The organism is Vibrio sp. SCSIO 43097 (assembly GCF_023650755.1).
Lineage (GTDB): Bacteria > Pseudomonadota > Gammaproteobacteria > Enterobacterales > Vibrionaceae > Vibrio > Vibrio alginolyticus.
Genome location: NZ_CP071840.1, coordinates 861,469 through 885,709 on the forward strand (window position 1 = coordinate 861,469; position 24,241 = coordinate 885,709).

General features: G+C 44.6%; 25 protein-coding genes. 18 read left to right on the forward strand and 7 right to left on the reverse strand.

The window, feature by feature from the left end:
* Positions 1–6 precede the first annotated feature (6 nt).
* Both J4N40_RS04085 and J4N40_RS04090 read right to left on the reverse strand, forming a co-directional pair.
* A complete protein-coding gene (locus tag J4N40_RS04085) occupies positions 7–456 on the reverse strand; it encodes a YaiI/YqxD family protein (protein WP_005380310.1) in 450 nt (149 codons plus the stop codon).
* The gene (locus J4N40_RS04090) at positions 453–746 is read right to left on the reverse strand and encodes a hypothetical protein (RefSeq protein WP_115386247.1); all 294 of its coding nucleotides are present in this window, start codon (positions 744–746) and stop codon (positions 453–455) included. The genes J4N40_RS04085 and J4N40_RS04090 overlap by 4 nt, the downstream gene beginning before the upstream one ends.
* 932 nt (positions 747–1,678) lie before the next feature.
* Here J4N40_RS04090 and J4N40_RS04095 point away from each other — a divergent pair.
* Positions 1,679–2,164, forward strand: coding sequence for a GNAT family N-acetyltransferase (locus J4N40_RS04095; RefSeq protein WP_005380314.1), 486 nt, complete (start codon positions 1,679–1,681; stop codon positions 2,162–2,164).
* On the opposite strand, the gene J4N40_RS04100 is transcribed toward J4N40_RS04095, so the two are convergent.
* The gene (locus J4N40_RS04100) at positions 2,124–2,423 is read right to left on the reverse strand and encodes a DUF3301 domain-containing protein (protein WP_005380315.1); all 300 of its coding nucleotides are present in this window, start codon (positions 2,421–2,423) and stop codon (positions 2,124–2,126) included. The two genes, J4N40_RS04095 and J4N40_RS04100, sit on opposite strands and share 41 nt — an antisense overlap.
* A 13-nt stretch (positions 2,424–2,436) precedes the next feature.
* Positions 2,437–3,474 (reverse strand): DUF3549 family protein, encoded by a 1,038-nt coding sequence (locus J4N40_RS04105; protein WP_115386246.1) that lies wholly within the window; start codon positions 3,472–3,474, stop codon positions 2,437–2,439.
* A gap of 76 nt (positions 3,475–3,550) precedes the next feature.
* Here J4N40_RS04105 and J4N40_RS04110 point away from each other — a divergent pair, with 76 nt between their 5' ends.
* Positions 3,551–3,865, forward strand: a complete 315-nt coding sequence (locus tag J4N40_RS04110; protein ID WP_042521408.1) for a YqcC family protein — start codon at positions 3,551–3,553, stop codon at positions 3,863–3,865.
* A 4-nt stretch (positions 3,866–3,869) separates the two neighbouring features.
* Positions 3,870–4,652 (forward strand): tRNA pseudouridine(65) synthase TruC, encoded by a 783-nt coding sequence (truC, locus tag J4N40_RS04115; RefSeq protein ID WP_115386245.1) that lies wholly within the window; start codon positions 3,870–3,872, stop codon positions 4,650–4,652.
* A gap of 67 nt (positions 4,653–4,719) precedes the next feature.
* Here truC and J4N40_RS04120 read toward each other — a convergent pair whose 3' ends face one another.
* From J4N40_RS04120 to map, 3 genes are all read right to left on the reverse strand, one after another.
* Entirely contained in the window at positions 4,720–5,103 is a 384-nt protein-coding gene (locus J4N40_RS04120) for a DUF3461 family protein (RefSeq protein ID WP_005380322.1), read from the reverse strand.
* A 142-nt stretch (positions 5,104–5,245) separates the two neighbouring features.
* Entirely contained in the window at positions 5,246–7,870 is a 2,625-nt protein-coding gene (gene glnD, locus J4N40_RS04125) for a bifunctional uridylyltransferase/uridylyl-removing protein GlnD (protein ID WP_005380324.1), read from the reverse strand.
* A 108-nt stretch (positions 7,871–7,978) separates the two neighbouring features.
* Positions 7,979–8,857, reverse strand: coding sequence for a type I methionyl aminopeptidase (map, locus tag J4N40_RS04130; protein WP_005380326.1), 879 nt, complete (start codon positions 8,855–8,857; stop codon positions 7,979–7,981).
* Between the two features lie 384 nt (positions 8,858–9,241).
* Here map and rpsB point away from each other — a divergent pair, with 384 nt between their 5' ends.
* The 15 genes from rpsB to rnhB all read left to right on the forward strand — a co-directional run bounded on the left by rpsB (position 9,242) and on the right by rnhB (position 24,199).
* Positions 9,242–9,970, forward strand: a complete 729-nt coding sequence (gene rpsB / locus J4N40_RS04135) for a 30S ribosomal protein S2 (protein ID WP_005380327.1) — start codon at positions 9,242–9,244, stop codon at positions 9,968–9,970.
* A gap of 132 nt (positions 9,971–10,102) precedes the next feature.
* Positions 10,103–10,948 (forward strand): translation elongation factor Ts, encoded by an 846-nt coding sequence (tsf, locus tag J4N40_RS04140; RefSeq protein ID WP_005380328.1) that lies wholly within the window; start codon positions 10,103–10,105, stop codon positions 10,946–10,948.
* Between the two features lie 147 nt (positions 10,949–11,095).
* Positions 11,096–11,821 carry a UMP kinase gene (gene pyrH, locus J4N40_RS04145; protein ID WP_005380329.1) on the forward strand — a complete coding sequence of 242 codons (726 nt, stop codon included), beginning with the start codon at positions 11,096–11,098 and terminating at the stop codon, positions 11,819–11,821.
* A 100-nt stretch (positions 11,822–11,921) separates the two neighbouring features.
* Positions 11,922–12,479, forward strand: a complete 558-nt coding sequence (gene frr, locus J4N40_RS04150; RefSeq protein ID WP_005380330.1) for a ribosome recycling factor — start codon at positions 11,922–11,924, stop codon at positions 12,477–12,479.
* A 96-nt stretch (positions 12,480–12,575) separates the two neighbouring features.
* Positions 12,576–13,331, forward strand: coding sequence for an undecaprenyl pyrophosphate synthase (uppS, locus tag J4N40_RS04155; protein ID WP_005380331.1), 756 nt, complete (start codon positions 12,576–12,578; stop codon positions 13,329–13,331).
* Between the two features lie 12 nt (positions 13,332–13,343).
* On the forward strand, positions 13,344–14,186 hold the full coding sequence (locus J4N40_RS04160) for a phosphatidate cytidylyltransferase (RefSeq protein WP_005385351.1): 843 nt from the start codon (positions 13,344–13,346) through the stop codon (positions 14,184–14,186).
* Positions 14,187–14,236: 50 nt separating this feature from the next.
* Positions 14,237–15,442 (forward strand): 1-deoxy-D-xylulose-5-phosphate reductoisomerase, encoded by a 1,206-nt coding sequence (gene ispC / locus J4N40_RS04165; RefSeq protein ID WP_005385353.1) that lies wholly within the window; start codon positions 14,237–14,239, stop codon positions 15,440–15,442.
* Entirely contained in the window at positions 15,442–16,800 is a 1,359-nt protein-coding gene (rseP, locus tag J4N40_RS04170; protein WP_005380334.1) for a sigma E protease regulator RseP, read from the forward strand. The genes ispC and rseP overlap by 1 nt, the downstream gene beginning before the upstream one ends.
* 44 nt (positions 16,801–16,844) lie before the next feature.
* Positions 16,845–19,259: an outer membrane protein assembly factor BamA gene (gene bamA / locus J4N40_RS04175; protein ID WP_042521413.1), complete on the forward strand. Its 2,415-nt coding sequence runs from the start codon at positions 16,845–16,847 to the stop codon at positions 19,257–19,259.
* Positions 19,260–19,272: 13 nt separating this feature from the next.
* Positions 19,273–19,782, forward strand: a complete 510-nt coding sequence (locus J4N40_RS04180) for an OmpH family outer membrane protein (RefSeq protein WP_005391804.1) — start codon at positions 19,273–19,275, stop codon at positions 19,780–19,782.
* A gap of 6 nt (positions 19,783–19,788) precedes the next feature.
* On the forward strand, positions 19,789–20,820 hold the full coding sequence (gene lpxD / locus J4N40_RS04185) for a UDP-3-O-(3-hydroxymyristoyl)glucosamine N-acyltransferase (RefSeq protein WP_171343218.1): 1,032 nt from the start codon (positions 19,789–19,791) through the stop codon (positions 20,818–20,820).
* Positions 20,821–21,052: 232 nt separating this feature from the next.
* Entirely contained in the window at positions 21,053–21,505 is a 453-nt protein-coding gene (gene fabZ / locus J4N40_RS04190) for a 3-hydroxyacyl-ACP dehydratase FabZ (RefSeq protein WP_005380349.1), read from the forward strand.
* A gap of 1 nt (position 21,506) precedes the next feature.
* The gene (gene lpxA, locus J4N40_RS04195) at positions 21,507–22,295 is read left to right on the forward strand and encodes an acyl-ACP--UDP-N-acetylglucosamine O-acyltransferase (protein WP_005380357.1); all 789 of its coding nucleotides are present in this window, start codon (positions 21,507–21,509) and stop codon (positions 22,293–22,295) included.
* A 119-nt stretch (positions 22,296–22,414) separates the two neighbouring features.
* Entirely contained in the window at positions 22,415–23,554 is a 1,140-nt protein-coding gene (lpxB, locus tag J4N40_RS04200; RefSeq protein WP_033905511.1) for a lipid-A-disaccharide synthase, read from the forward strand.
* 9 nt (positions 23,555–23,563) lie between these two features.
* Positions 23,564–24,199: a ribonuclease HII gene (rnhB, locus tag J4N40_RS04205; RefSeq protein ID WP_033905509.1), complete on the forward strand. Its 636-nt coding sequence runs from the start codon at positions 23,564–23,566 to the stop codon at positions 24,197–24,199.
* The last annotated feature ends 42 nt before the right edge of the window (positions 24,200–24,241 follow it).

The following is a 24,241-nucleotide window of genomic DNA, read 5'->3' on the forward strand; positions in this document are numbered from 1 at the left end:
TGAGGGTTACTTCTTAAATTTCGCCAAAATACGATCCAAATGGTTTGCAAATTCGCGTCGATCGGTTTGAGAAAGCGCGGCGGGCCCACCTGTCTGAATTCCGCTTGAACGCATGGTTTCCATAAAGTCGCGGATATTTAGGCGAGCTTTGATGGTGTCTTTTGTATAGAGCTCGCCACGAGAACTGAGGGCTTGAGCGCCTTTAGAGATAACCTCATCTGCAAGCGGAATATCTGACGTGATCACCAAATCGTTGGCTTCTACACGCTTGACGATTTCGTTGTCTGCGATGTCAAATCCCGCAGGGACTTGTAGCGAGTGGATGTTGTCTCTTTTCGGCACAGGGACAACGTGGTTAGCGACAAACGTACATTCAATCCCCGTACGCTCGGCGGCACGCACAATGGTTTCGCGAATAACTTTCGGACACGCGTCTGCATCTACCCATAACTTCATGATGATTTCTCACTGAGTTTCGCTTCTAACTCTTCAATACGAATGACTAGCATTTTTACGGTGCGTTCTAGGGCTTCAAGACGATCATTATCGGTGTGGTGCTGTGCTGCGATTTCAACCTTGGGTACGCGTTGAGCACTCTTCCAACTTTTTATTGCGGTGATTAACGCTGGCATTGGAACTGGCGTTTTCAATCGTGCTTTCACTAACGCTACGGTTGGCTCTTTTCCTTGTTGTTGCAACTGTTCCATTGCCGTTTCTAATTCTTTAGTAACGTCTTGAGTTAACATTTTTAATCCTTAACAACGATATATCTATCATCATACGTTGAGTGCGCTGATTTGGCGAATGGCATTTTGGAGAGTGTAGTGTGAGAGATCTCTTACATAGGTTGTGAGAGAAAACGATTTCGTAAGCGGAAAAAGAGAAAATAAAGAGCTTAAGTTTATGATAAATAATGATTTAACAACTTGTTAACCAATGTGAGAGCCAAATATTTATCTTGGATAGATTGTCTATTTTTGGAAAAGGCGTAAATTGAGAGTTGTCAGCAGGAAGCAGACATGGAACAGGAAAGCACCAAGGATTTGGTTATCGTCAGGAAGACGATTTGGTTGGTCAGGATGATTAATCAAGCATGGAGCGTAGGACATTGTAAGGATACGATCATCAATAGGATGTTGATGACTAAGGATAGACAATGGACCCCTCTAGGATTGAGGTTATGGACAGCATCAGGAAGATGCAAGGGACACCGCTCAAGGAACAAGTGACGTGTGCTAACGAGGAATGTTAGCAGTCAGGATGATAAGGACACCGCTAGGACGGCGACGTAAGGAATAAGCTGACGGAATCAGCCACTATTATGGATGATGCATGGAGCACTTTTAGTAGCCGGACTGCTGCGAGTAAGACCATGACCCCGATACTTATGTGTCGGGGTCTTTCTTATATAAAAACGATATCCAGTGTTCTCATTGAATTAAGCATCTCGATGTTACTTGGGGATATCAATATCACAAAATATATAAACTCCTAATAACACTTAATAAAAAACAACTCAGATCAATATCCTTTCCAACCAGTTGGTTTAACTTTCGGCTTCTCTACAAGGTGTTATGCCCGCAATCATTGAGCATGTTCAGCTCATCGAGTTTGTGATCTGCGGATAGATTAAGTTTGTTGTAATCAAGGAACAGATGTGGCCATAGTAACCAGAAGAATGCTTCTTCTACCCTACAATGAGTCGTTGCAACTAGAATTCGTCATGCTGAATTGCTGTGCGAAAAACCGTGCTGAATTGAATGGTCCGTATACAGTTGCGTCTGCCAAACAGATGTTTGAGAAAATACTGGATGATGAGAACATTTATAGTATGGCAGTGCTAGAGAGCACCAGTCGTGACTATATGGGGCACGTGTTCATTGCTAATCTCGATTCCGAACCTGAATTAGGGTTTATTTTTGATAAATCATATTGGGGTAAAGGGTTAGCAACAGAAGCACTAAAAGCATTTTTCCCCAAAGCGTGCCGTGAATTGGGCTTGAATAAGGTGAAAGCTAACGTGAATAGCAATCATCAAGCTTCTATGGCAGTACTGAAAAAGCTGGGATTTGTTGAAACAAAAGAAAGTAAGGATATATATGGTCCTTACTTTGAAATGGAATTTACAAGCGATGCGGTGGTAGGTGAAAGTTCTGCGGCCTGAAACCGACCATGGTTAACTCTCCTTGGTAGCAATCGTCACCAAGAGATGAAAACTCAAATTGATACACCGTATGCCAACGCCAGACTCCGTCTGGCGTTTTTAGTTTATGGGCACCAAAGGCGATGCTGATTAATTGGAGATCCAATTGCTCACATTTACGCGTGATGGCCGCTTTTGCGAGTTCGGCTTGGCGACGCTGTTGCCAAAACAGGTAACAGAAAAAGCAGAGCCCTAAAATTGCTAAAAGATCACCAATCATTCCTGAACCTTTCTTAGCTTTTTGTTGTTTGTTGTAAGCTTACTAGCGCATTTGCTAGTTCCTCTGATGGGTTTGAATGCAGCAAAGGCAATAACACCATTCTTAACTCTGGCAGCATCACTAAATCGGCAAATAACTGATTAAATAGGGCTTGATTACCGGTTTGAGCTAAACGCAGCAAAAACCGTTCTGCTACCTCTTCATTGGCGAGTAAGTGCCAAGCGCGACCCGCCACACCAATCAATACCTCCTGATGGCTTAAACGAGGGCTATGCAATATCGCATCTAATACTGGAGAGGCGACTTCTGTTGGTGCACCAGCAAGGGCTCGGATAAGTGCTGAAAGTAGGAAGAGATCAGGTTCGCTACTTGCGATTTCTTGCTGTGCCTTTTCCGCGATACGTTCTGCTAAACGCTCTTGAAGCTCTACATGCTCAAGCGCACCTAATAGTGCATAAAGTGGCTCATTTGGTAGGTGGTTCAACGCTTTGCGTATCATTACCCCGTTTTGCTCTTTTTCCAGGCGAGCGGCTATGTCTGTGATACCTTGCAGACCTACAGTTTGCCAATTATCCCAGCCTAAACCTCCAGAGAAGTAATGCTGGGTATGCTCGTAATATTGGCTGGTAGGAAGATTGAGGTTTGCGCGGACCTGGCTATGAAACACGGCCATTTTATCTTCGGAAGGTTTGAAAGTGTATGGGTTGTTAGACAGCTTTTGTTGTTGCTCTTCAGTGATATCATCATTGAGGCGTGTTCCCATAGCCTCTACAACGTATTTAATGAAATTGCCGATATCCGCTTGCTTTAACAAACCACGCTCGTCCAATTCAAACTTTAGAAACCAAATCCAAGGTTGCTTTTGTTCATTCCAATAAGCGATGGCAAGGTGTGCTTTACGCTGCATTGGAAATGGGTAAGGTGCTTGACCTTTTTCTACATCGGTAAACTCTTTTTTAGCGATGGTTTTGATACGGCGACCAAGATCGAAGATTTGATAATCACAGTGGCTGTTGTTCAACAGTTGAGTGAGGGTTTGAATGTTTTCCATTAAATACGACGTCCTAACGTTCTTTTCACAAGAAATGGTATCATTCTCGGCTAATTCAAGGTTCGAGATAGAATTAATGGTAACAAATACTCAATTGGTCGACTTACTTCACCAACTTGAAACGCAGCTTAGAGAGCATAAATTGTGGCAATACACTATGCCTTCAGAGCAAGCCTTACAGAGTGCGGAGCCATTTGCGATTGATACGTTGCATCCTCATGAATGGTTGCAGTGGATTTTTATAGCCAGAATGCACGCACTAGTGAAAAATAACCAACCACTGCCAAGAGGGTTTTCTCTCGAGCCCTATTTTTCAGAAGCGTGGAAGCAGGAACCGCAGTTCGCAGAGCTGCTCGTTACAATCCGAACCATTGACGAACTGTGTAAGTAAACGAATGCTAGAACAAGAACTAACGCGATCTTCAGAACCACTTGAGCTGGAGATCGTTTATCAGGATGAATATTTTGTAGCGGTCAACAAGCCTGCAGGCATGTTAGTGCATCGCAGTTGGTTAGATAAACACGAAACTCAGTTTGTCATGCAAACTTTGCGCGACCAAATTGGTCAGCATGTGTTCCCATTGCATCGTCTGGATCGTCCAACATCTGGTGTGCTCGTGTTTGCGTTGTCGAGTGAAGTCGCATCACAAGTCATGCCGATGTTTGCTGAACATAAAATGGAAAAGACATACCACGCAATAGTACGTGGTTGGATTGAGGAAGAGGGCGTCTTGGATTACGCGCTCAAAGTCGAGTTAGACAAGATTGCGGATAAGTTCGCTTCACAAGAAAAAGAAGCGCAAGAAGCGGTGACGGAATATAAGCCGTTGGCTAAAGTGGAGGTTCCCTATTCGACGGGTAAATTTCCTACAACGCGTTATTGCTTAGTTGAGATGAAACCTAAAACGGGGCGTAAGCACCAACTTCGTCGTCATATGGCACATCTACGCCATCCGATCGTGGGTGATACAACGCACGGGGATGGAAAGCACAACAAGCTGTATCGCACAGAGTTTGATTCTCATCGTTTGCTACTGCATGCTTCAGAGTTACGGTTTGTCCATCCATTTACCGATCAAGAGATTGTCATGACGGCCAATCTTGATGAAACTTGGCAGCAATTGTTTACTCGATTTGAGTGGGATGAACCGATAATCGGCGCAGTTAGATCTAGATAATGATTGAGTACAAATAAAAAGGGTTAGCATCAATGCTAACCCTTTTTAATATTTAAGACTTAACGTTTTACTTTAGTTTTTCAAGATCCGCTTCGATCTCTGCGATCTTGCTCGAAACGACTTTTTCTAAATGACGAAGGTCTGAAAGAATTTTCTCTTTTACATCAACCTCAGGTTGTTTCGTTGGCTTAGTGATTTTATTCAGTTCATCAATGACTAATGTGAGGTTACGGTTGATTTCCGTTACTTCTTTATATTTGTGACTGCCACTGTCCACAAGAACATTTTTGATTTGGCGCGGGTATTTGAATTTAACGCTTTTAGCGAACAGTTCGCCTTTTTGCTTGTGGAAATAGATCTTGAGTACGTCTTTGTGTGCTTCTTGGCGTAGGGAATAACGTTCAATCTGCTTAGGGTCGTGAATACCCAAACCAGTGAGGTGGGGATACATAGGCTACCTCTATTACATCGAATTGATATTGATATAACTGTAGCAGCCTATGTATGAGCTAGATAGCTGATATTTAGCCAAAATGCTTAACTTGTGGGCAAGATCGCTCTCGCCCTGAACCGAAAAGGTTGGCAGGTTTGATCTAAGCTGCGACCTCATCAGATAACTTTTCGATCAATCTCTCTCTTAGCTCATCTTGCTGTTCTTCACTTAACCTCCCCCCAGCATCACTGGTTAAAATAAACAAGTCTTCTGCTCGCTCACCAATGGTGGTGATTTTTGCACCGTGAAGGTTGATATTTAAATCAGCAAACGTACGGCCTACTTTGGCCAACAGCCCTGGTGTGTCTAGCGCGACAAACTCCATTAAAGTGTGTTTTTTACCTTTGGTTGGTAAGAAGTCGACTTTGGTTTTCACGTTAAAGTGCTGAAGTTTGTTCGGAGTACGGCGCGTTTTAATCTTGGTTGGTCGGCCCGCCTCCAGTACATGGGTGAGGTGTTTAATCACCGCCGCGTGACGAGACTCATCGATCGCTTCGCCATGTTGATCGAGTACCATAAAGGTATCAATCACGTGCCCATCTTTGCTGGTCATGATTTGCGCGTCGTGTACATTAAAATTACGCCTATCTAACTCCGCCACGACCGTCGCAAATAAAGCAGGCTGGTCTTTCGTATATACAAACACCTCAGTGCCGCCACGAGTGGCTTTTTTACTGATCAATACCAAAGGCTTAGTCGGATCTTCCATGCGAAGTAAGTGTTCACAGTGCCACGCGATTTGCGTATGAGTATGACGAAGGAAGTAGTCAGCTTTAAAGCGTTGCCACAATACTTCAATTTCGCGCGCGGCAAACCCCTCTTTGCGCAGCATTGCGGAGGCCATTTGTTGATTGTGGCGAATTCGCTCACGCACATCGACAGGGTTCTCTAGGCCTCTACGTAAAGCACGTTGTGTGGAGTAATACAGCTCCGCAAGTAAAGTTCGTTTCCAAGCATTCCAAAGTTCTGGGTTGGTTGCACAAATATCTGCAACTGTCAGGCATACAAGATAATCGAGAGATTCTTCGTCTCTGACTTTTTTGGCAAATTCGGTAATGACATCAGGATCATAAATGTCTCGGCGCTGTGCGGTGACAGACATTAATAGATGATGTCTTACCAACCAAGCGACAAGTTTGGCTTCGGGCTTCGATAAGCCATGCTCAATGCAGAAGTCGTATGCTTCTCCTTCACCGATAATTGAGTGATCGCCGCCACGACCTTTCCCGATATCGTGGAAAATAGCGGCAATAATCAGCAGCTCTTTCTTTTGCATTCGAGGGTAGACGTCACAGCAAATAGGGTGCTTCGCATGATTTTCTGGGTCACTAAAAGTGTTGATGTGTTTAAGTAAGCGAATACTGTGTTCATCAACTGTGTAGGCATGGAATAAGTCAAACTGCATTTGACCAACAATCTGACTCCATTGCGGTAAATAGGCCGCCATAACCCCTAATCGGTGCATGAGACTGAATGCTTTGTGCAGAGCATTAGGGTGACGACATAACGCCATGAACTTTTCACGCGCAGCAGGAATGGTGTGCAAAAACTTGTTGAGCCGACGGCGAGCGGTGCGCAGTTGACGCAGCGTTGGTGGGCTCACCCCTTCAATAGTCGAGTCGTTAGCAATATGTAAGAACATATCCAGAATAGTTTCTGGGCGAGCTTGGAACAATGCGGGTTTCCGCGCTTCAATTAAAGAACCGCGACGTTGAAAGTCCGTATCGAGAATCTCGGCACTTTCTGTTGCCCCACCATTAATGATCGCTTGGTCAAAGAGTTTGAGTAGCATTTTATTGAGCTCTGCCACACGACGAAGCGTGCGGTAGAACTCTTTCATCATCATTTCTACGCCTCGATTGCCTTCTCCGACGTAGCCTAGATTTTCCGCAACTTGTGCTTGATGAGCAAAGGTCAAGCGGTTGTCATAGCGGCGAAGCTCCATGTGCAGAGCGAAACGTACTCGCCAAAGGAAGTCCTGACATTCAACCAATTCTCGGTATTCTGCGTCAGTTAAAAATCCGTATCGGCTCATTTCCAACAATGAAGTCGCACCAAAGTGACGTCGAGCGACCCAGCTTAATGTATGAATATCGCGTAGCCCGCCAGGGGTTGATTTAATGTCCGGTTCTAAGTTGTAGGTCGTGTCGTGGTAACGTGCATGGCGTTCGCGCTGCTCTTGAATTTTAGCGCGGTAAAACGTCTCACTTGGCCAGAAGGAGTCTGATAACACGACTTTCTTCAGTGCCTGAAAGGTGTCCTCGCTTCCACACAGCAGTCGCGCTTCTTGCAGGTTTGTCGCGACCGTTAGATCGGCTTTACCAATTTCAGCACATTCAGTAACGGTGCGAACAGCGTGTCCGACCTCGAGTTTTAAATCCCACAACAGCGTAATGAATTCGCTGATTTTTGCTTCTAACGCGGTTGGCAGTTTATTGTTCGACAGAATCAAAATATCGATATCGGAGAGTGGATGCAGCTCACCGCGTCCGTAGCCACCAACGGCAACCAGGGAAATGTTGTAAATATCCTTGAAACCAAAATGTTGCCACAAACGATTGAGAAGCAGATCCATATATTCAGCTCTGGCTAAAACCAAGCTTGTTACCGGATGATGATTGAGAAACTCTTGGTTTTGATTAGAGCTAAACTTCTCTAATTCTCGTTTGAGTTCACCGATATTGATTTGTTCATCGGAAAAGGAAAGAGGGGACTGAAGTGTCATATTTGCCATCCGTGCAAGCTAATCTAATAACAATCTAACAAATTTGCGGCAGATAAAAAATATCCCCGCCGAAGCAGGGATATAGTAAACAACGAGTGGTCGTCAGCTTTACGCGTTTTTCATTAGGCGAGGAATCGTATCGTCGCTACGAAGCGTCAGTACTTCACAACCTTCTTTTGTTACAACAATGGTATGTTCCCATTGCGCAGAGTTCTTGCCGTCGCCCGTGTAAACAGTCCAGTCATCTTGTGCATCAACAGAGCAACCAAATTTACCTGCGTTAATCATCGGCTCAATAGTAAAGCACATGCCTTCTTTTAATACGCGGCGGTCTTTGTTCTTGTAATGAACCACTTGTGGTTCTTCATGGAACTCATCGCCGATACCGTGGCCACAGAAGTCTTTCACAATAGAAAACTTGTTGCGAGGATTGTTCTTGTTATTCTCTTTGATGTACTTCTCGATAGCTGTACCGATGTCACCAACCGTTGAACCTGGCTTAACGGTACGCATACCAACGTACAGTGCTTCTTGAGCTACCATGCACAGACGTTTGTTTGCAGGCGAAACATCACCGACTAGGAACATCTTAGAAGTGTCACCATGGTAACCCTGAGGACGCACGCTCAGATCGGCATTCTCATCATTTGGAACGATTACGGTAATATCAACGTTTAAGATGTCACCATCTTTTAGTACCGCCGGCTTCATTTGGCCGTTGCTACCGATTTCGTCTTTTTCCGCTGGAATACCGTGGCATACGATATGGTTGATTGAAGTACAGATCGACTTAGGGAAACCATGGTAATCAAGCGGAGCAGAGTATGCGCCTTTTTCTAGAGCGTACTCATGACAGATTTTGTTTAACTCTTCTGTCGTCACACCAACTTTGATGTGTGGTTCGATCATTTCTAGAATCTCTGCGGCTAGCTTGCCCGCAATGCGCATGCGTTCTATTTCTTCAGCAGTTTTAATCTTGATTGACATTGGCTTTCTCTACTTATTCCTAAGCACGTAAACGTGCGAATGGCCGCATTCTATCAGACATCGGGGCGTTAACCCAAGTTAGATAGGAATATGCATCATTCTTAATTCGATCATATGTTTAAAGTTTTGCTTATAAATAGGAGAAAGTGGCTCGGTGAAGAAATAATTTTTACTAGCCACAGTGAGCTAAAATATGGTATAAAGCGCGCCGGAATAGAGGACTGTTCTCTTCGTTTAGCAAAGTTAAGCGGCGAAGCAAGCTTCATCCGAATAACCTTTTATCTTTAAATCACACACATTCCGTCACATATTCCGGGGTGCTGAGCAGAAGCTTGGTCGGAGTTATGGGGAATGTGGAGGCCTAACCCCATAGAGGATTTTAAAATGGCAACTGTATCAATGCGCGATATGCTAAAAGCTGGTGTTCACTTCGGTCACCAGACTCGTTACTGGAACCCAAAAATGAAGCCATTCATCTTTGGCGCTCGTAACAAAGTTCATATCATCAACCTAGAAAAAACTGTACCAATGTTCAACGACGCTCTAGCTGAACTAGCTAAAGTTGGCGAGAAGAAAGGTAAGGTTCTATTCGTAGGTACTAAGCGCGCTGCATCTGAAGCTGTTAAAGAAGCTGCAATCGCAAGCAACCAGTTTTACGTAAACAACCGCTGGTTAGGCGGTATGCTTACAAACTACAAAACAGTTCGTCAGTCTATCAAGCGTCTAAAAGAACTAGAGACTCAATCTCAAGACGGTACTTTTGACAAACTAACTAAGAAAGAAGCTCTAATGCGTACTCGCGAAATGGAGAAGCTAGAGAAATCTCTTGGTGGTATCAAAGACATGGGCGGCCTACCAGACGCTCTATTCGTAATCGACGCTGATCACGAACACATTGCAATTAAAGAAGCTAACAACCTAGGTATTCCAGTATACGCTGTGGTAGATACTAACTCTAACCCAGACGGCGTTGACTACGTAATCCCAGGTAACGACGACGCGATCCGCGCTGTACAGCTATACCTGAACGCTGCTGCTTCAGCAGTATCTGAAGGTCGTAACAAAGACGTAGCTGCAGTTGCTGAAAAAGACGGTTTCGTAGAAGCTGAATAATAGCGGCTCTGTGTCACACTTGGTCTATGTGAAACCTTTGTGTAGCATAAACTAAGTTATAGTTAGCAATGGGGGCCGACAATGTTAGGCCCCTGTTTTTTACCTTATTTCGAATCAAACGAGGAAGACAGAATGGCAACTGTAACTGCTGCTCTAGTTAAAGAACTTCGCGAGCGTACTGGCGCTGGCATGATGGAATGTAAGAAAGCGCTTGTAGAAGCAAACGCTGACATCGAACTAGCAATTGAAAACATGCGTAAATCTGGCGCAGCGAAAGCAGCTAAGAAAGCTGGTAACGTTGCAGCTGAAGGCGCAATCATCATCAAAGAAGAAAACGGCGTTGCTGTTCTTCTTGAAGTTAACTGCCAAACTGACTTCGTTGCTAAAGACGGTAACTTCACTGCATTCGCAGAAGAAGTTGCAGCTGCAGCTCTAGCTTCAAAAGCTTCTGTTGAAGAACTACAAGCACAATTCGAAGACGCACGTGTAGCTCTAGTAGCTAAAATCGGTGAAAACATCACTATCCGTCGCGTAGAATACGTTCAAGGCACTGCAATCGCTTCTTACCGTCACGGTGAGAAAATCGGTGTTGTTGTTGCTGGTGAAGGCGACGCAGAAACTCTTAAGCACGTTGCAATGCACGTTGCTGCTTCTAAGCCTGAGTTCGTTAACCCAGAAGACGTACCAGCTGACGTAGTAGAAAAAGAGAAAGCGGTTCAAGTTGAAATCGCAATGAACGAAGGCAAGCCTGCTGAAATCGCTGAGAAGATGGTTGTTGGCCGCATGAAGAAATTCACTGGCGAGATCTCTCTAACAGGTCAAGCTTTCATCATGGAGCCTAAGAAAACTGTAGGCGAAATGCTGAAAGAAAAAGGCGCTTCAGTTTCTACGTTCGTTCGCCTAGAAGTAGGTGAAGGTATCGAGAAGAAAGAAGAAATGAGCTTCGCTGAAGAAGTTGCAGCAGCTCAAAAAGGTTAATCCTTAGAGACTGTATAAAGATTAGACCGTAGCCAAGGCTGCGGTCTTTTTATGAGCAGTGAACGATTAGCCGTGATGAATAGCCATAACTGAAGTTGTGTCTATTCATGACTGTTAATCAACAACTCTCTTTGGAAGGTAAACTCCATGACTACGAACCCTAAACCAGCGTATCAACGTATTCTATTAAAACTGAGTGGTGAAGCTCTTCAAGGTGAAGACGGTTTTGGTATTGATCCTGCGGTCCTTGATCGTATGGCACAAGAAGTTAAAGAACTGGTTGAACTGGGTGTTCAGGTTGGTGTAGTTATCGGTGGCGGTAACTTGTTCCGTGGTGCAGGCCTAGCTGAAGCTGGTATGAACCGCGTAGTTGGTGACCACATGGGTATGCTTGCTACAGTAATGAATGGCCTAGCGATGCGTGATGCTCTTCACCGTGCATACGTAAATGCGCGCGTTATGTCTGCAATCCCTCTAAAAGGCGTATGTGACGACTATAATTGGGCTGATGCGATCCGTGAGCTTCGCCAAGGCCGAGTTGTCATCTTCTCTGCTGGTACTGGTAACCCGTTCTTTACAACGGATTCTGCTGCTTGTTTACGTGGTATCGAAATTGAAGCGGATGTCGTACTAAAAGCGACGAAAGTTGATGGTGTATTTACTGCTGACCCTGTAGCAAACCCAGACGCAGAGCTGTATGATAAGCTATCTTATGCGGAAGTTCTGGATAAAGAGCTGAAAGTTATGGACTTGGCGGCGTTTACGCTAGCTCGTGACCACAAAATGCCAATCCGCGTATTTAATATGAACAAGCCAGGCGCACTACGTCGCGTGGTTATGGGCGAAGCAGAAGGCACGCTCATCAACGAATAAGCTTGGCTTAAGGTGCCACTCCAAAGCGTTAGGGTGGTGCTTGCTTTGCTCAACCGTTTTAGGCTTTCTTCAGGAAAGATGACATTTTTAAGGTGAAACTGTGATTAACGAAATCAAAAAAGACGCGCAAGAGCGCATGGATAAAAGCGTTGAAGCGCTTAAGAACAACCTTTCTAAAATTCGTACAGGTCGTGCACACCCAAGCCTACTATCTGGTATTTCTGTAGAATACTACGGTGCAGCAACACCTCTAAACCAAGTAGCAAACGTTATTGCTGAAGATGCACGTACACTTGCAATCACGGTTTTTGATAAAGAGCTGACGCCGAAAGTAGAAAAAGCGATCATGACGTCTGACCTTGGTCTAAACCCTATGTCAGCTGGCACTATCATCCGCGTTCCACTTCCACCGCTAACGGAAGAACGTCGTAAAGACCTAGTTAAGATCGTCCGTGGTGAAGCTGAAGGTGGTCGTGTTGCTGTTCGTAACATCCGTCGTGACGCAAACAACGATCTTAAAGCGCTTCTAAAAGATAAAGAAATCTCTGAAGATGAAGACCGTAAAGCACAAGACGAAATTCAAAAGCTAACTGACGTTGCAGTTAAGAAGATCGATGAAGTTCTTGCTGCAAAAGAAAAAGAGTTGATGGAAGTTTAATACTCCCACACACATCACTGTTGGAAAACGCTGTGCTCACAGCTCAGCGTTTTTTTATGTTAGTCTATCCAACTGATGGAACTCAATTAACTCCCTATGCAAAATTCTCAAGCCTTCTCTGATTCCCTTCCTAAGCATATTGCCATCATTATGGACGGTAATGGCCGTTGGGCTAAGTCCAAAGGAAAACCTCGCGTATTTGGTCATAAAAAAGGCGTTAGTGCCGTTCGTAAGACCGTGGCTGCTGCTTCAAAACTAGGCATTAGAGCCATGACGCTGTTTGCTTTTAGTAGTGAAAACTGGCGTCGTCCGGAGGAAGAAGTGGGTCTTTTGATGGAACTGTTTATCACGGTCCTGTCTAGTGAAGTAAAAAAACTACACAAAAATAACTTACGGTTGCGCGTGATCGGTGATACCAGTCGATTTAGTGAGCGTCTACAAAAGAAAATTGTAGAAGCAGAAAACCTAACGGCAGATAACACGGGTATGGTGATCAACATTGCAGCCAACTATGGCGGTAAATGGGACATCACAGAAGCTGCTAAAACGTTAGCGCTAAAAGCACGTAACGGTGAAATTCGTGTAGAGGATATCAATGAGCAGCTAATCACTGAACATTTGACCATGGCAGACCTACCGGAAGTGGATCTTTTAATTCGCACCAGTGGAGAGTGCCGAATCAGCAACTTTATGTTGTGGCAAATGGCTTATGCAGAAATGTACTTTACACCAGAGTACTGGCCAGAATTCGATGAAGACAGTTTGGTAGAAGCTGTAACTTGGTTTATCAACCGAGAACGTCGTTTTGGCTGTACAGGTGAACAAATAAAGGCATTGATGGCAGCTCAATAAGGACTAGTTAGTTTGAAACAGAGAATAATAACAGCACTAATTTTAGCTCCCCTGGTTATTTTAGGCATTTTTAAATTACCGCTAATGGGCTTTATTGCCGCTTTAACTGCAATAACGCTATTAGGTTTTTGGGAGTGGACTCAGTTTACAGGAAGCAACTCTCGCATTGCTGCCCTTGTGCCGGCAATCATTATTACCGGACTTAGTTTTCTATACATCTCGCCTGATGCATATAGCCTCAATCACTTAACGACACCTCATTATGTCGTCTTGGGTATTGGTTTTGTTTGGTGGATTATTGCTAGCTTAATGGCGATTACTTACCCCAAAACGACGAAATCTTGGCAAAGTAATTTTGTTTTACGTCATGTATTTGGTTTTCTGACATTAATCCCATTCCTTTGGAGTGTGATTATTCTCAGAGCGTATGACATCACTGTAGATCCATACCACGGCGCAAAGCTTGTGTTGTACGTTTGTTTCTTGGTATGGGCTGCAGATAGCGGCGCCTACTTTGCAGGCAAAAGCTTAGGCAAACGTAAGATGGCTCCTCATGTAAGCCCCAATAAAACCATTGAAGGGCTAATTGGTGGCATTATCACGGCATTAATCGTAGCGTGGGCATTTGCTGATTGGTTCGACATCCAGTTCACTAGCCCTGTCCATATGGTGCTGATTACGCTGGTTACTGTCGTTATTTCAGTGCTTGGTGATCTGGTTGAAAGTATGTTCAAACGTGTCTCAGGCATTAAAGACAGCAGTAACATTATCCCAGGGCACGGTGGTGTGCTAGATCGTATCGACAGCCTAACCGCAGCATTCCCAGTTTTTGCTCTTCTTTACTACGTATTCTAATTTATCAGGAGCGGCGTCGTCGCTCCTGAGCTTTCTAACGGTCTTACAACATGCAAAAGTTAACGATTCTTGGTGCTACTGGATCAATTGGTGCAAGCACGCTTAAAGTGGTCGAACAAAACCCAGATCTGTTTTCTGTCGTTGCCTTAGCGGCAAGCACTAACGTTGAAAAGATGATCGGTCTATGTCGTCAGTGGCAACCTAAGTATGCGGTCATGGCAGATAAAGCTGCGGCGTCTCAACTTCAAGCTGAGCTACACTCGGTTTCGCCAGGTACCGAAGTGCTAGGTGGTGTTGATGCGCTATGCCATATTGCTTCGCTGGACGAGGTCGACAGTGTAATGGCTGCTATTGTAGGAGCCGCTGGCTTATTGCCTACCATGGCTGCCGTGAAAGCAGGTAAGCGAGTCTTGTTGGCAAATAAAGAAGCACTTGTAATGTCAGGCCAGCTATTTATTGATGCTGTAGAAGAATTTGGCGCAGAGCTACTTCCCGTCGACAGTGAACACAACGCCATTTTCCAATGTTTACCACAGCAAGTACAAACCAATCTAGGTCGTTGCAATTTACAAGAACATGGCATTTCTCATATTTTGTTGACTGGATCTGGTGGTCCTTTCCGTTACACTGACATCGCAGAACTGGAGCAGGTGACACCCGCTCAGGCGATCGCTCATCCAAACTGGTCGATGGGGCCAAAAATTTCTGTTGATTCTGCCACGATGATGAATAAAGGCCTTGAGTATATCGAAGCTAAGTGGCTATTTAATGCTGCTCGCGAACAACTGAAGGTGGTTATTCATCCTCAATCTGTGATTCATTCTATGGTTCAGTATCGTGATGGTTCGGTCTTGGCACAAATGGGAGAAGCGGATATGGCGACGCCAATTGCGCTCACCATGTCATACCCGTCAAGAGTAGAAGCTGGGGTTAAGCCGCTAGACTTCACGAAAGTTGGTGAGCTGACGTTTTTGCAGCCTGACTTTGCTCGTTACCCATGTTTAAAACTCGCAATTGATGCTTGTTATGAAGGTCAACACGCAACAACGGCATTGAATGCAGCTAATGAAGTCGCTGTTGATGCATTTTTAAACAACAGACTAGGTTTTACCGATATTGCTCGCATCAATGAGTCTGTGTTGAATAAAATCAACGCAAGCTGCAAGGCTGAGAATGCGAATAGCTTGGAAAGCTTGCTCGAGCTAGATAGAATGGCACGAACTATTGCCCTAGAAACCATACGCGAGCGTAGCTGATGACTGGTATATTGTGGAATCTCATTTCTTTTATCGTCGCACTGGGCATTCTTGTTGCCGTGCACGAATTTGGGCATTTTTGGGTTGCTCGCCGTTGCGGCGTTAAAGTTGAAAAGTTTTCAATCGGTTTCGGCAAGTCTATTTGGAGTAAGGTAGGCAAAGACGGAACGGAGTACAGCATCTCAATGATCCCTCTCGGCGGCTATGTGAAAATGGTTGATAGCCGTGTCGATGAGGTGCCAGAACATGAGAAGCACCTAGCGTTTGATAAGAAGCCGTTATGGAAGCGAACCTCTATTGTTGCGGCTGGCCCCATCTTTAATTTTCTTTTCGCAATTTTTGCCTATTGGCTGGTATTTCTAATTGGTATCCCGGCTGTTAAGCCTGTAATTGGTGAAGTTACGCCCAATTCGATTGTTGCGGAAGCTGGAATTGAATCTGGAATGGAACTTAAATCGATATCTGGTATCAAAACTCCGGATTGGGAATCAGTAAATATGGGATTGATTTCTCATATTGGCGATGATTTGATGACGGTAACACTAACGTCAGCGAATGAAGTTGGTTCAGAAGTAACGAAAACGCTCGATTTACGTGAGTGGAAGTTCGACCCAGAAACTCAGTCAGCGATGCAGTCGTTAGGTTTTGCTCCGTATACACCGGAGGTGTATCGAGTTATCGAGCAGGTCTCGCAAGGTGGAGCGGCGGAAAAAGCCGGTGTGCTTCCAGGTGATGAGGTTGTCGCAATTGGTCAACAACGCGTAACCGAATGGAAGCAAGTGGTTGAAGCGGTTCGTTCTAATCCTGATACACCGCTTGAATTGACGGTGTTACGTCAGGGTTATGAGCAAACATTGACGCTGACGCCCGGTAGCCGTGAGCTAGCTAACAAAGAAGTCGTTGGTTTTGCAGGTATTGCACCTAAAGTCGCAGAATGGCCAGAAAGTTATCGCTTCGATCTTCAGTTTGGTGTATTCGAGTCAATAGGTAAAGCAGTAGACAAAACTGGCCAAGTCATTGGTTTGACAATCAGCATGCTTAAGAAGCTGATTGTTGGAGACGTTGGTCTGAATAATCTGAGTGGACCAATATCAATAGCCAAAGGCGCAGGCGCGACAGCAGATTATGGTTTGGTCTACTTTTTAGGTTTTCTCGCTCTAATTAGTGTTAACCTAGGTATTATTAATCTCGTTCCTTTACCAATGTTGGATGGCGGTCATTTGTTGTTTTTTGCAATTGAAGCAGTCATTCGACGTCCTGTTCCTGAGAAAGTGCAGGAAATGGGCTTTAGAATTGGTGGTGCGATCATCTTCTCGCTCATGGCGTTAGCGCTATTTAATGATTTTACTCGTCTGTGATAGTTCAGAGACAAAAGCAGTAGCAAGGAATAATTAGAACAAGTATGGCGATTAAGCGAATTCTATTTGCAAGTTTACTGGCGACCAGTGTATCTGCAAATGGAGCAGAGAACTTCGTAGTTCAAGATATTGAAATCGATGGATTGCAGCGTGTAGCACTGGGTGCTGCATTGTTGAAAATGCCTGTACGTGTCGGTGATACCATTGGCCAAGGCGATGTTGCAGAAATTATCCGCGCCCTGTATGCATCTGGTAACTTTGAAGATGTGAAAGTGTTGCGTGACGGTGGTGTTCTGATGGTTCAAGTCAAAGAACGTCCTACCATTGCAAGCATCTCTTTTTCAGGTAACAAAGCAATCAAGGACGAGCAGCTACAAGAAAACCTGAACGCGTCTGGCGTTCGTGAAGGTGAAGCGCTTGACCGCACCACGCTAAGCAACATTGAAAAAGGCTTAGAAGACTTTTACTACAGCGTAGGTAAATACAACGCAACAGTAAAAGCGGTGGTTACTCCACTACCACGTAATCGTTCTGACCTTAAGTTTGTCTTTACTGAAGGTGTGTCGGCAAAAATTCAGCAAATAAACTTTATCGGTAATGAAGTGTTCAGTGATGAAGAACTGCTTTCGCGCTTTAACTTAAATGTTGATGTGCCGTGGTGGAATTTCCTTTCTGATGAAAAGTATCAAAAGCAAGTCCTTGCAGGTGATATTGAAGCACTCAAATCATTCTACCTGGATCGTGGTTACTTAAAATTTAACGTTGATTCGACACAAGTTGCAATCTCTCCTGACAAGAAAGGGGTATACATTACTCTTGGTCTAGAAGAGGGCGAGGTTTACACCGTTAAGAACGTGAAGTTCCGTGGTGATTTGATTGGCGAGGAAGCGACGTTCGAAAGACTTGTGCCATTTGAAGACAATGAGACATACAACGGCTCGTTGGTTACTTCAATGGAAGAAGGGATTAAGCGTGTGCTTGGTGAGTCTGGTTATGCTTATCCTCAAGTGAATACCATTCCAGAGTTTGACGACGAGAATCAAGAAGTTTCTTTGGTCGTTAACGTAGACCCGGGTAACCGAATTTATGTTCGTGATATTCGCTTCACGGGTAATAACTCAACCAAAGATGAAGTCCTTCGTCGTGAAATGCGTCAGATGGAAGGCAGTTGGTTGAACTCGAAATCGATTGAAACGGGTAAAACTCGTCTAAATCGTTTGGGCTACTTTGAAAATGTTGAAGTACAGACGGTTCGAGTTCCTGGTAGTGATGATCAAGTTGACCTAGTTTACTCTGTCAAAGAAGCGAACTCTGGTAGCGTTAACTTCGGTGTTGGCTACGGTACAGAATCGGGTGTGAGCTTCCAGGTTGGCCTGCAACAAGATAACTTTATTGGTAGCGGTAACCGTGTTGGTATCAATGCGATGATGAATGACTACCAGAAAAACATCAGTCTAGATTACCGTGATCCGTACTGGAACTTAGACGGTGTAAGCTTAGGTGGTAAGGTTTTCTATAACGAATTTGAAGCGAAAGAAGCCAATATCGTTGACTATACCAACGAAAGCTATGGCGCGAGCTTAACGTGGGGCTTCCCATTCGATGAGTTGAACCGTTTTGAATTCGGTGTCGGTTATACGCACAACAAGATCGGTAACTTATCGCCTTACTTGCAGGTAGAGCAGTTCTTACGAGCACAAGCAGACAACATTGATTCTAGTGGGGCGTTGAACACAAACGACTTCGACTTCAATATCTCTTGGACACGTAATAACTTAAACCGTGGTTACTTCCCAACGGCAGGTAACCATCAGCGTGCATTCTATAAAATGACCGTACCTGGCTCTGACGTTCAATACTTCAAAATGCAGTACGATGTTCGCCAGTATGTGCCATTGACTAAAAAGCACGAGTTTACCCTCTTGTTCCGTGGCCGCTTAGGTTACGGTAATGGTTACGGTCAAACGGATGGTAACGATAACTTGTTCCCATTCTACGAAAACTACTACGCAGGTGGCTTTACATCGCTTCGTGGCTTTGGCTCAAACTCTGTTGGTCCTAAAGCGGTTTACCGTGATACATCTGGTTCAAACAATGGCGCAGATACAGCAACAGATGACTCTGTTGGTGGTAACGCCGTAGCGCTAGCAAGTGTTGAGTTGATTGTCCCAACACCATTTGCATCAGAAGAAGTGCAAAACCAAATTCGTACCAGTATCTTCTTTGATATGGCAAGTGTTTGGGATACGGAGTTTGACTACCGCGATTCAGGTGCGGAATATGGTGACCGTTACTACTACGATTACTCAGATCCAACCAACTACCGCTCTTCTTACGGTGCGGCGTTGCAGTGGATGTCTCCAATGGGGCCACTAGTCTTCTCACTAGCGAAACCAATTAAGAAATTTGATGGCGATGATGAAGAGTTCTTCACATTCACTATCGGTAGAACTTTCTAAAGAGGAAAATATTTTGAATAAAATGATCAAAGCGGCTGGGATTGGCCTTCTTGTACTGAGCTCTTCAATGTTTGCAAATGCGGCAGAAGCTGCACAGAAAATTGCTTACGTAAATACAGCTCAAGTTTTTCAAGCTCTTCCTCAACGTGAAGTTGTACTACAAAAAATGCAGAAAGACTTCAAAAGCAAAGCTGATGAACTGAAGTCAATCCAAGCACAAGCTAAAACAAAGATTGAGAAGCTACAACGTGACGGCGAGCTTTTGGGTCAAGACGAAGTTGAAAAGCTACGTATCGATATCGCGAAGCTAGACAGCGAGTACAAAGTGAAAGCACAAGCACTTGAAAAAGCAAGTGCGCGTCGTGAAGCTGAAGAAAAAGCGAAGCTTTTCAAAACGATTCAAGATGCAGTTAAGAAAGTCGCAGACAAAAATGGTTACGATCTTGTGATTGATATCTCTGCTTTGCAGTACGGCAAGCCAGAATACAATATTTCTGAAGACGTAATTAAAGCTCTAAAATAAGAAGTTATGAAGACATTAACATTAGCCGAATTGGCGACAATTACCGGGGGTGAGCTGTTTGGTGACGAGTCTCTCGTTGTAAGCCGTGTTGCTCCAATGGATAAAGCACAAGAAGGTGACGTAACCTTCTTGTCTAACCCAAAATACGCAAAACACCTTTCTGAGTGCCAAGCTACCGTTGTTATGGTAAAGGCTGAGCATAAAGATCAATGCGTTGGAAGTGCGCTAGTGGTTTCAGACCCTTATGTCGCATTTGCTCGTGTGGTCCAAGCGATGGATACCACACCAACACCGGCAGACGATATTGCACCAAGTGCTGTGATTGCCGCTGACGTTAAGATGGGTGAGAACGTTACAATCGGCGCTAATGCTGTGATTGAAACGGGCGTAGAACTCGGCGATAACGTAAGCGTTGGCGCTGGTTGTTTTATCGGTAAGAACGCCAAGCTAGGGAATAACACCAAGCTTTGGGCTAATGTCACTATCTACCATGAAGTGTCATTGGGTGATGACTGTCTCGTTCAATCGGGTACCGTCATTGGCTCTGATGGCTTTGGTTACGCTAATGACAAAGGCGAGTGGATTAAAATTCCTCAGCTTGGTTCAGTGCGTATCGGTAACCGCGTTGAGATTGGTGCTTGTACTACGATTGACCGCGGTGCACTCGAAGATACTATCATTGAAGACAATGTCATTCTGGATAACCAACTTCAAATCGCGCACAACGTGCAGATCGGATATGGTACCGTGATGCCTGGTGGTACTATTGTCGCAGGCAGTACAAAAATTGGTAAGTACTGCCAGATTGGCGGCGCGTCTGTTCTGAATGGCCATATCACTATCGCAGATGGTGTGGCGATTACAGGTATGGGCATGGTAATGCGCAGTATCGAAGAAAAAGGCCTTTACTCATCAGGTATTCCACTACAAACGAACAGAGAGTGGCGTAAGACCGCAACTCGAGTTCACCGTATTGATGAGATGAATAAGCGCCTAAAAGCGGTTGAAAAACAGCTGGAACAGAAAGAAGAAATTTAGAACAAGTTATCTTTCGCTCTGTATTTAACACGAAGGCTAACAAGCTCTAGTTCCATATTCTGTACGAAGACTCGCGAAATGCGGGTCTTTTTCTTCTATAATGACGCGCTCTAAGTAGATTTAACTCCAAGATGGTGCGTATTTTGCTAGTATATTGCAAAGCGATTCGGCTTTACGACCTGTTGCCACGTTTGCCATCTTGGCGGCAAAAAATTGATATAGGAAGACGACTTTGACTACTGAAAAGAAAACGATGAACATCTCTGAAATTCAAGAGCTACTACCTCATCGCTACCCATTCTTATTGATCGACCGAGTGATAGACTTCCAAGAAGAGAAGTACCTTCACGCGATTAAAAACGTGTCGGTTAACGAACCTCAGTTCACAGGTCACTTTCCTCAACTACCAGTATTCCCAGGTGTTTTGATTTTAGAAGCAATGGCTCAGGCAACAGGCTTACTTGCATTTAAATCATTTGGTGCACCAACAGAAAATGAACTGTACTACTTTGCAAGCGTAGACGGCGCGAAATTCCGTAAACCAGTGGTTCCGGGCGACCAATTGGTTATTGAGGTAGAATTTCTGAAAGAACGTCGCGGCATTGCTGCATTTAGCGGTGTAGCAAAAGTTGACGGCGAAGTGGTATGTTCTGCAGAACTGAAGTGTGCTCGTCGAGAGTTTTAATATGATTCATGAAACCGCTAAAATCCACCCGGCAGCGGTGGTAGAAGAGGGCGCCAAAATTGGTGCTAACGTAACAGTAGGTCCTTTTACGTACATCACCTCTACGGTTGAAATTGGTGAAGGCACAGAAGTGATGTCTCACGTTGTGATCAAAGGTCACACAACTATTGGCAAAGATAACCGTATTTTCCCACATGCTGTCATTGGTGAAGAAAACCAAGACAAAAAATACGGTGGTGAAGACACAACTGTGGTTATCGGTGACCGTAACGTCATTCGTGAAGCGGTCCAAGTTCACCGCGGCACAGTGCAAGACAAAGCAACCACGATCATTGGTGATGACAACTTATTGTGTGTAAATGCACACGTTGCGCATGATGTTGTTATTGGTAACCACACTCATATCGGTAATAACTCGATTCTTGGTGGTCACGTTACTGTTGATGATTATGCCGGTGTGATGGCACTGTCTGCGATTCATCCGTTTTGTACAGTGGGCGCTTACGCGTACATTGGCGGCTGTTCAGCAGTGGTGCAAGATGTCCCAGCTTACGTACTCGCGCAAGGTAACCACGCCACACCTTTCGGCTTGAACCTTGTTGGCTTGAAGCGTAATGGCTTTGAGAAACCAGAGATTCGTGCGCTACAAAAAGCGTATAAAGAAATCTACCGTTCAGGTAAGACGCTAGAAGAAGTGAAGCCTATTCTAGCTGAAATGGCTCAAGAGTGGCCAGCAGTGAAGCGTTTCTCAGATATTCTGGAAACGACGGAACGTGGCATTATTCGTTAATTGGCGAATGAACCAATAAATAAAAAGATCGTGACCGAATTTGAGGTTACGATCTTTTTGTGTTTTATGGATAAGGCAAACCGTTATCCATAGCGCACAGGAAAAATAGCGAAGTAGATATGGAAAGACCATTACGTATTGGCATCATTGCCGGAGAATTGTCTGGCGATACGCTAGGTGAAGGCTTTATCAAAGCAGTAAAGCAGCAATATCCGGACGCAGAGTTCGTAGGCATTGGCGGTCCGAAAATGATAGCCCAAGGTTGCGAGTCTCTGTTTGATATGGAAGAGCTTGCGGTGATGGGATTAGTCGAGGTTTTAGGCCGCTTACCGAGACTTCTTAAAGTGAAAGCTGAGCTCGTTCAGTATTTTACTCAGAATCCGCCTGATGTTTTCATAGGGATCGATGCTCCTGACTTCAACTTACGCTTGGAGCTTGACCTCAAGCAAGCGGGCATTAAAACCGTTCATTACGTGAGTCCGTCTGTTTGGGCTTGGCGTCAGAAGCGCATCTTTAAAATAGAAGCGGCAACGAACTTGGTGCTAGCATTTCTTCCGTTTGAGAAAGCGTTCTACGACAAATTTAATGTACCTTGCGAGTTCATTGGTCATACCTTGGCTGATGCCATCCCACTAGAATCAGAACAAGCGCCTGCACGTGAGTTGCTTTGTTTAGAACAAGATAAAAAGTGGCTTGCTGTCCTGCCAGGCAGTCGTGGTAGCGAGTTAAAAATGCTCTCAGAGCCATTTATTGAAACCTGCAAGTTACTCCATAAAAAATTTCCAGAACTGGGGTTTGTTGTCGCGCTTGTTAATCAAAAACGCCGTGAGCAGTTTGAACAAGCATGGAAAGAGCTAGCGCCAGAGTTGGACTTCAAGTTAGTTGATGACACCGCACGCAACGTCATCACCGCATCCGATGCCGTGATGTTGGCCTCCGGTACCGTAGCGTTGGAGTGTATGCTTCTCAAGCGTCCAATGGTGGTGGGTTATCGTGTGAATGCATTTACTGCTTTTTTAGCTAAACGTCTATTGAAAACGAAGTATGTGTCATTGCCGAATATCTTGGCGGATGATGAGCTCGTCAAAGAATATCTACAAGATGAGTGCACACCAGACAATTTGTTTACTGAGGTTTCTCGCTTATTGGAAAGCGACAATAAACCGATGTTAGATAAGTTTACGGAAATGCATCATTGGATCCGTAAAGATGCGGATCAACAAGCCGCAAACGCGGTTCTAAAACTGATTGAAAAATAGAGATTTATCATGGCTGTTAAACCAAAAGCGACCAAAACCAAAGTTGAACTCCCTCCGTTTGAATATCCGCAAGGTTACCAGCTTGTGGCCGGAGTCGACGAGGTAGGACGTGGCCCTTTGGTGGGAGACGTCGTCACCGCTGCGGTTATCCTTGATCCTAACAATCCTATTGAAGGGTTGAACGATTCGAAAAAATTGACCGAAAAGAAACGCATGGCGTTGCTTCCTGAGATCAAAGAAAAAGCATTGGCGTGGGCGGTCGGGCGTTGTTCTCCTGAAGAAATCGATCAACTGAATATTTTGCAGGCGACTATGGTTGCGATGCAGCGTGCAGTGGCGGGGTTACAGGTTCAACCTGATTTGGTGTTGATTGATGGTAACCGTTGTCCGGAGCTGCCAATGGATGCTCAAGCTGTAGTAAAAGGCGATCTACGTGTTGCCGAAATCAGTGCGGCTTCAATTATTGCCAAAGTCGTGCGTGACCAAGAGATGGAAGAGTTGGATAAACTTCATCCACAATTTGGCTTCGCGAAGCACAAAGGTTACCCAACTAAAGTGCACTTTGAAGCGATTGAGCAACACGGAGTGATCAGTGAACACCGCAAGAGTTTCAAGCCAGTAAAAAAAGCGTTAGGCATAGAATAATCAAACGATCTAATTGGTGTTATAAACCCAACCTCTTTAGGT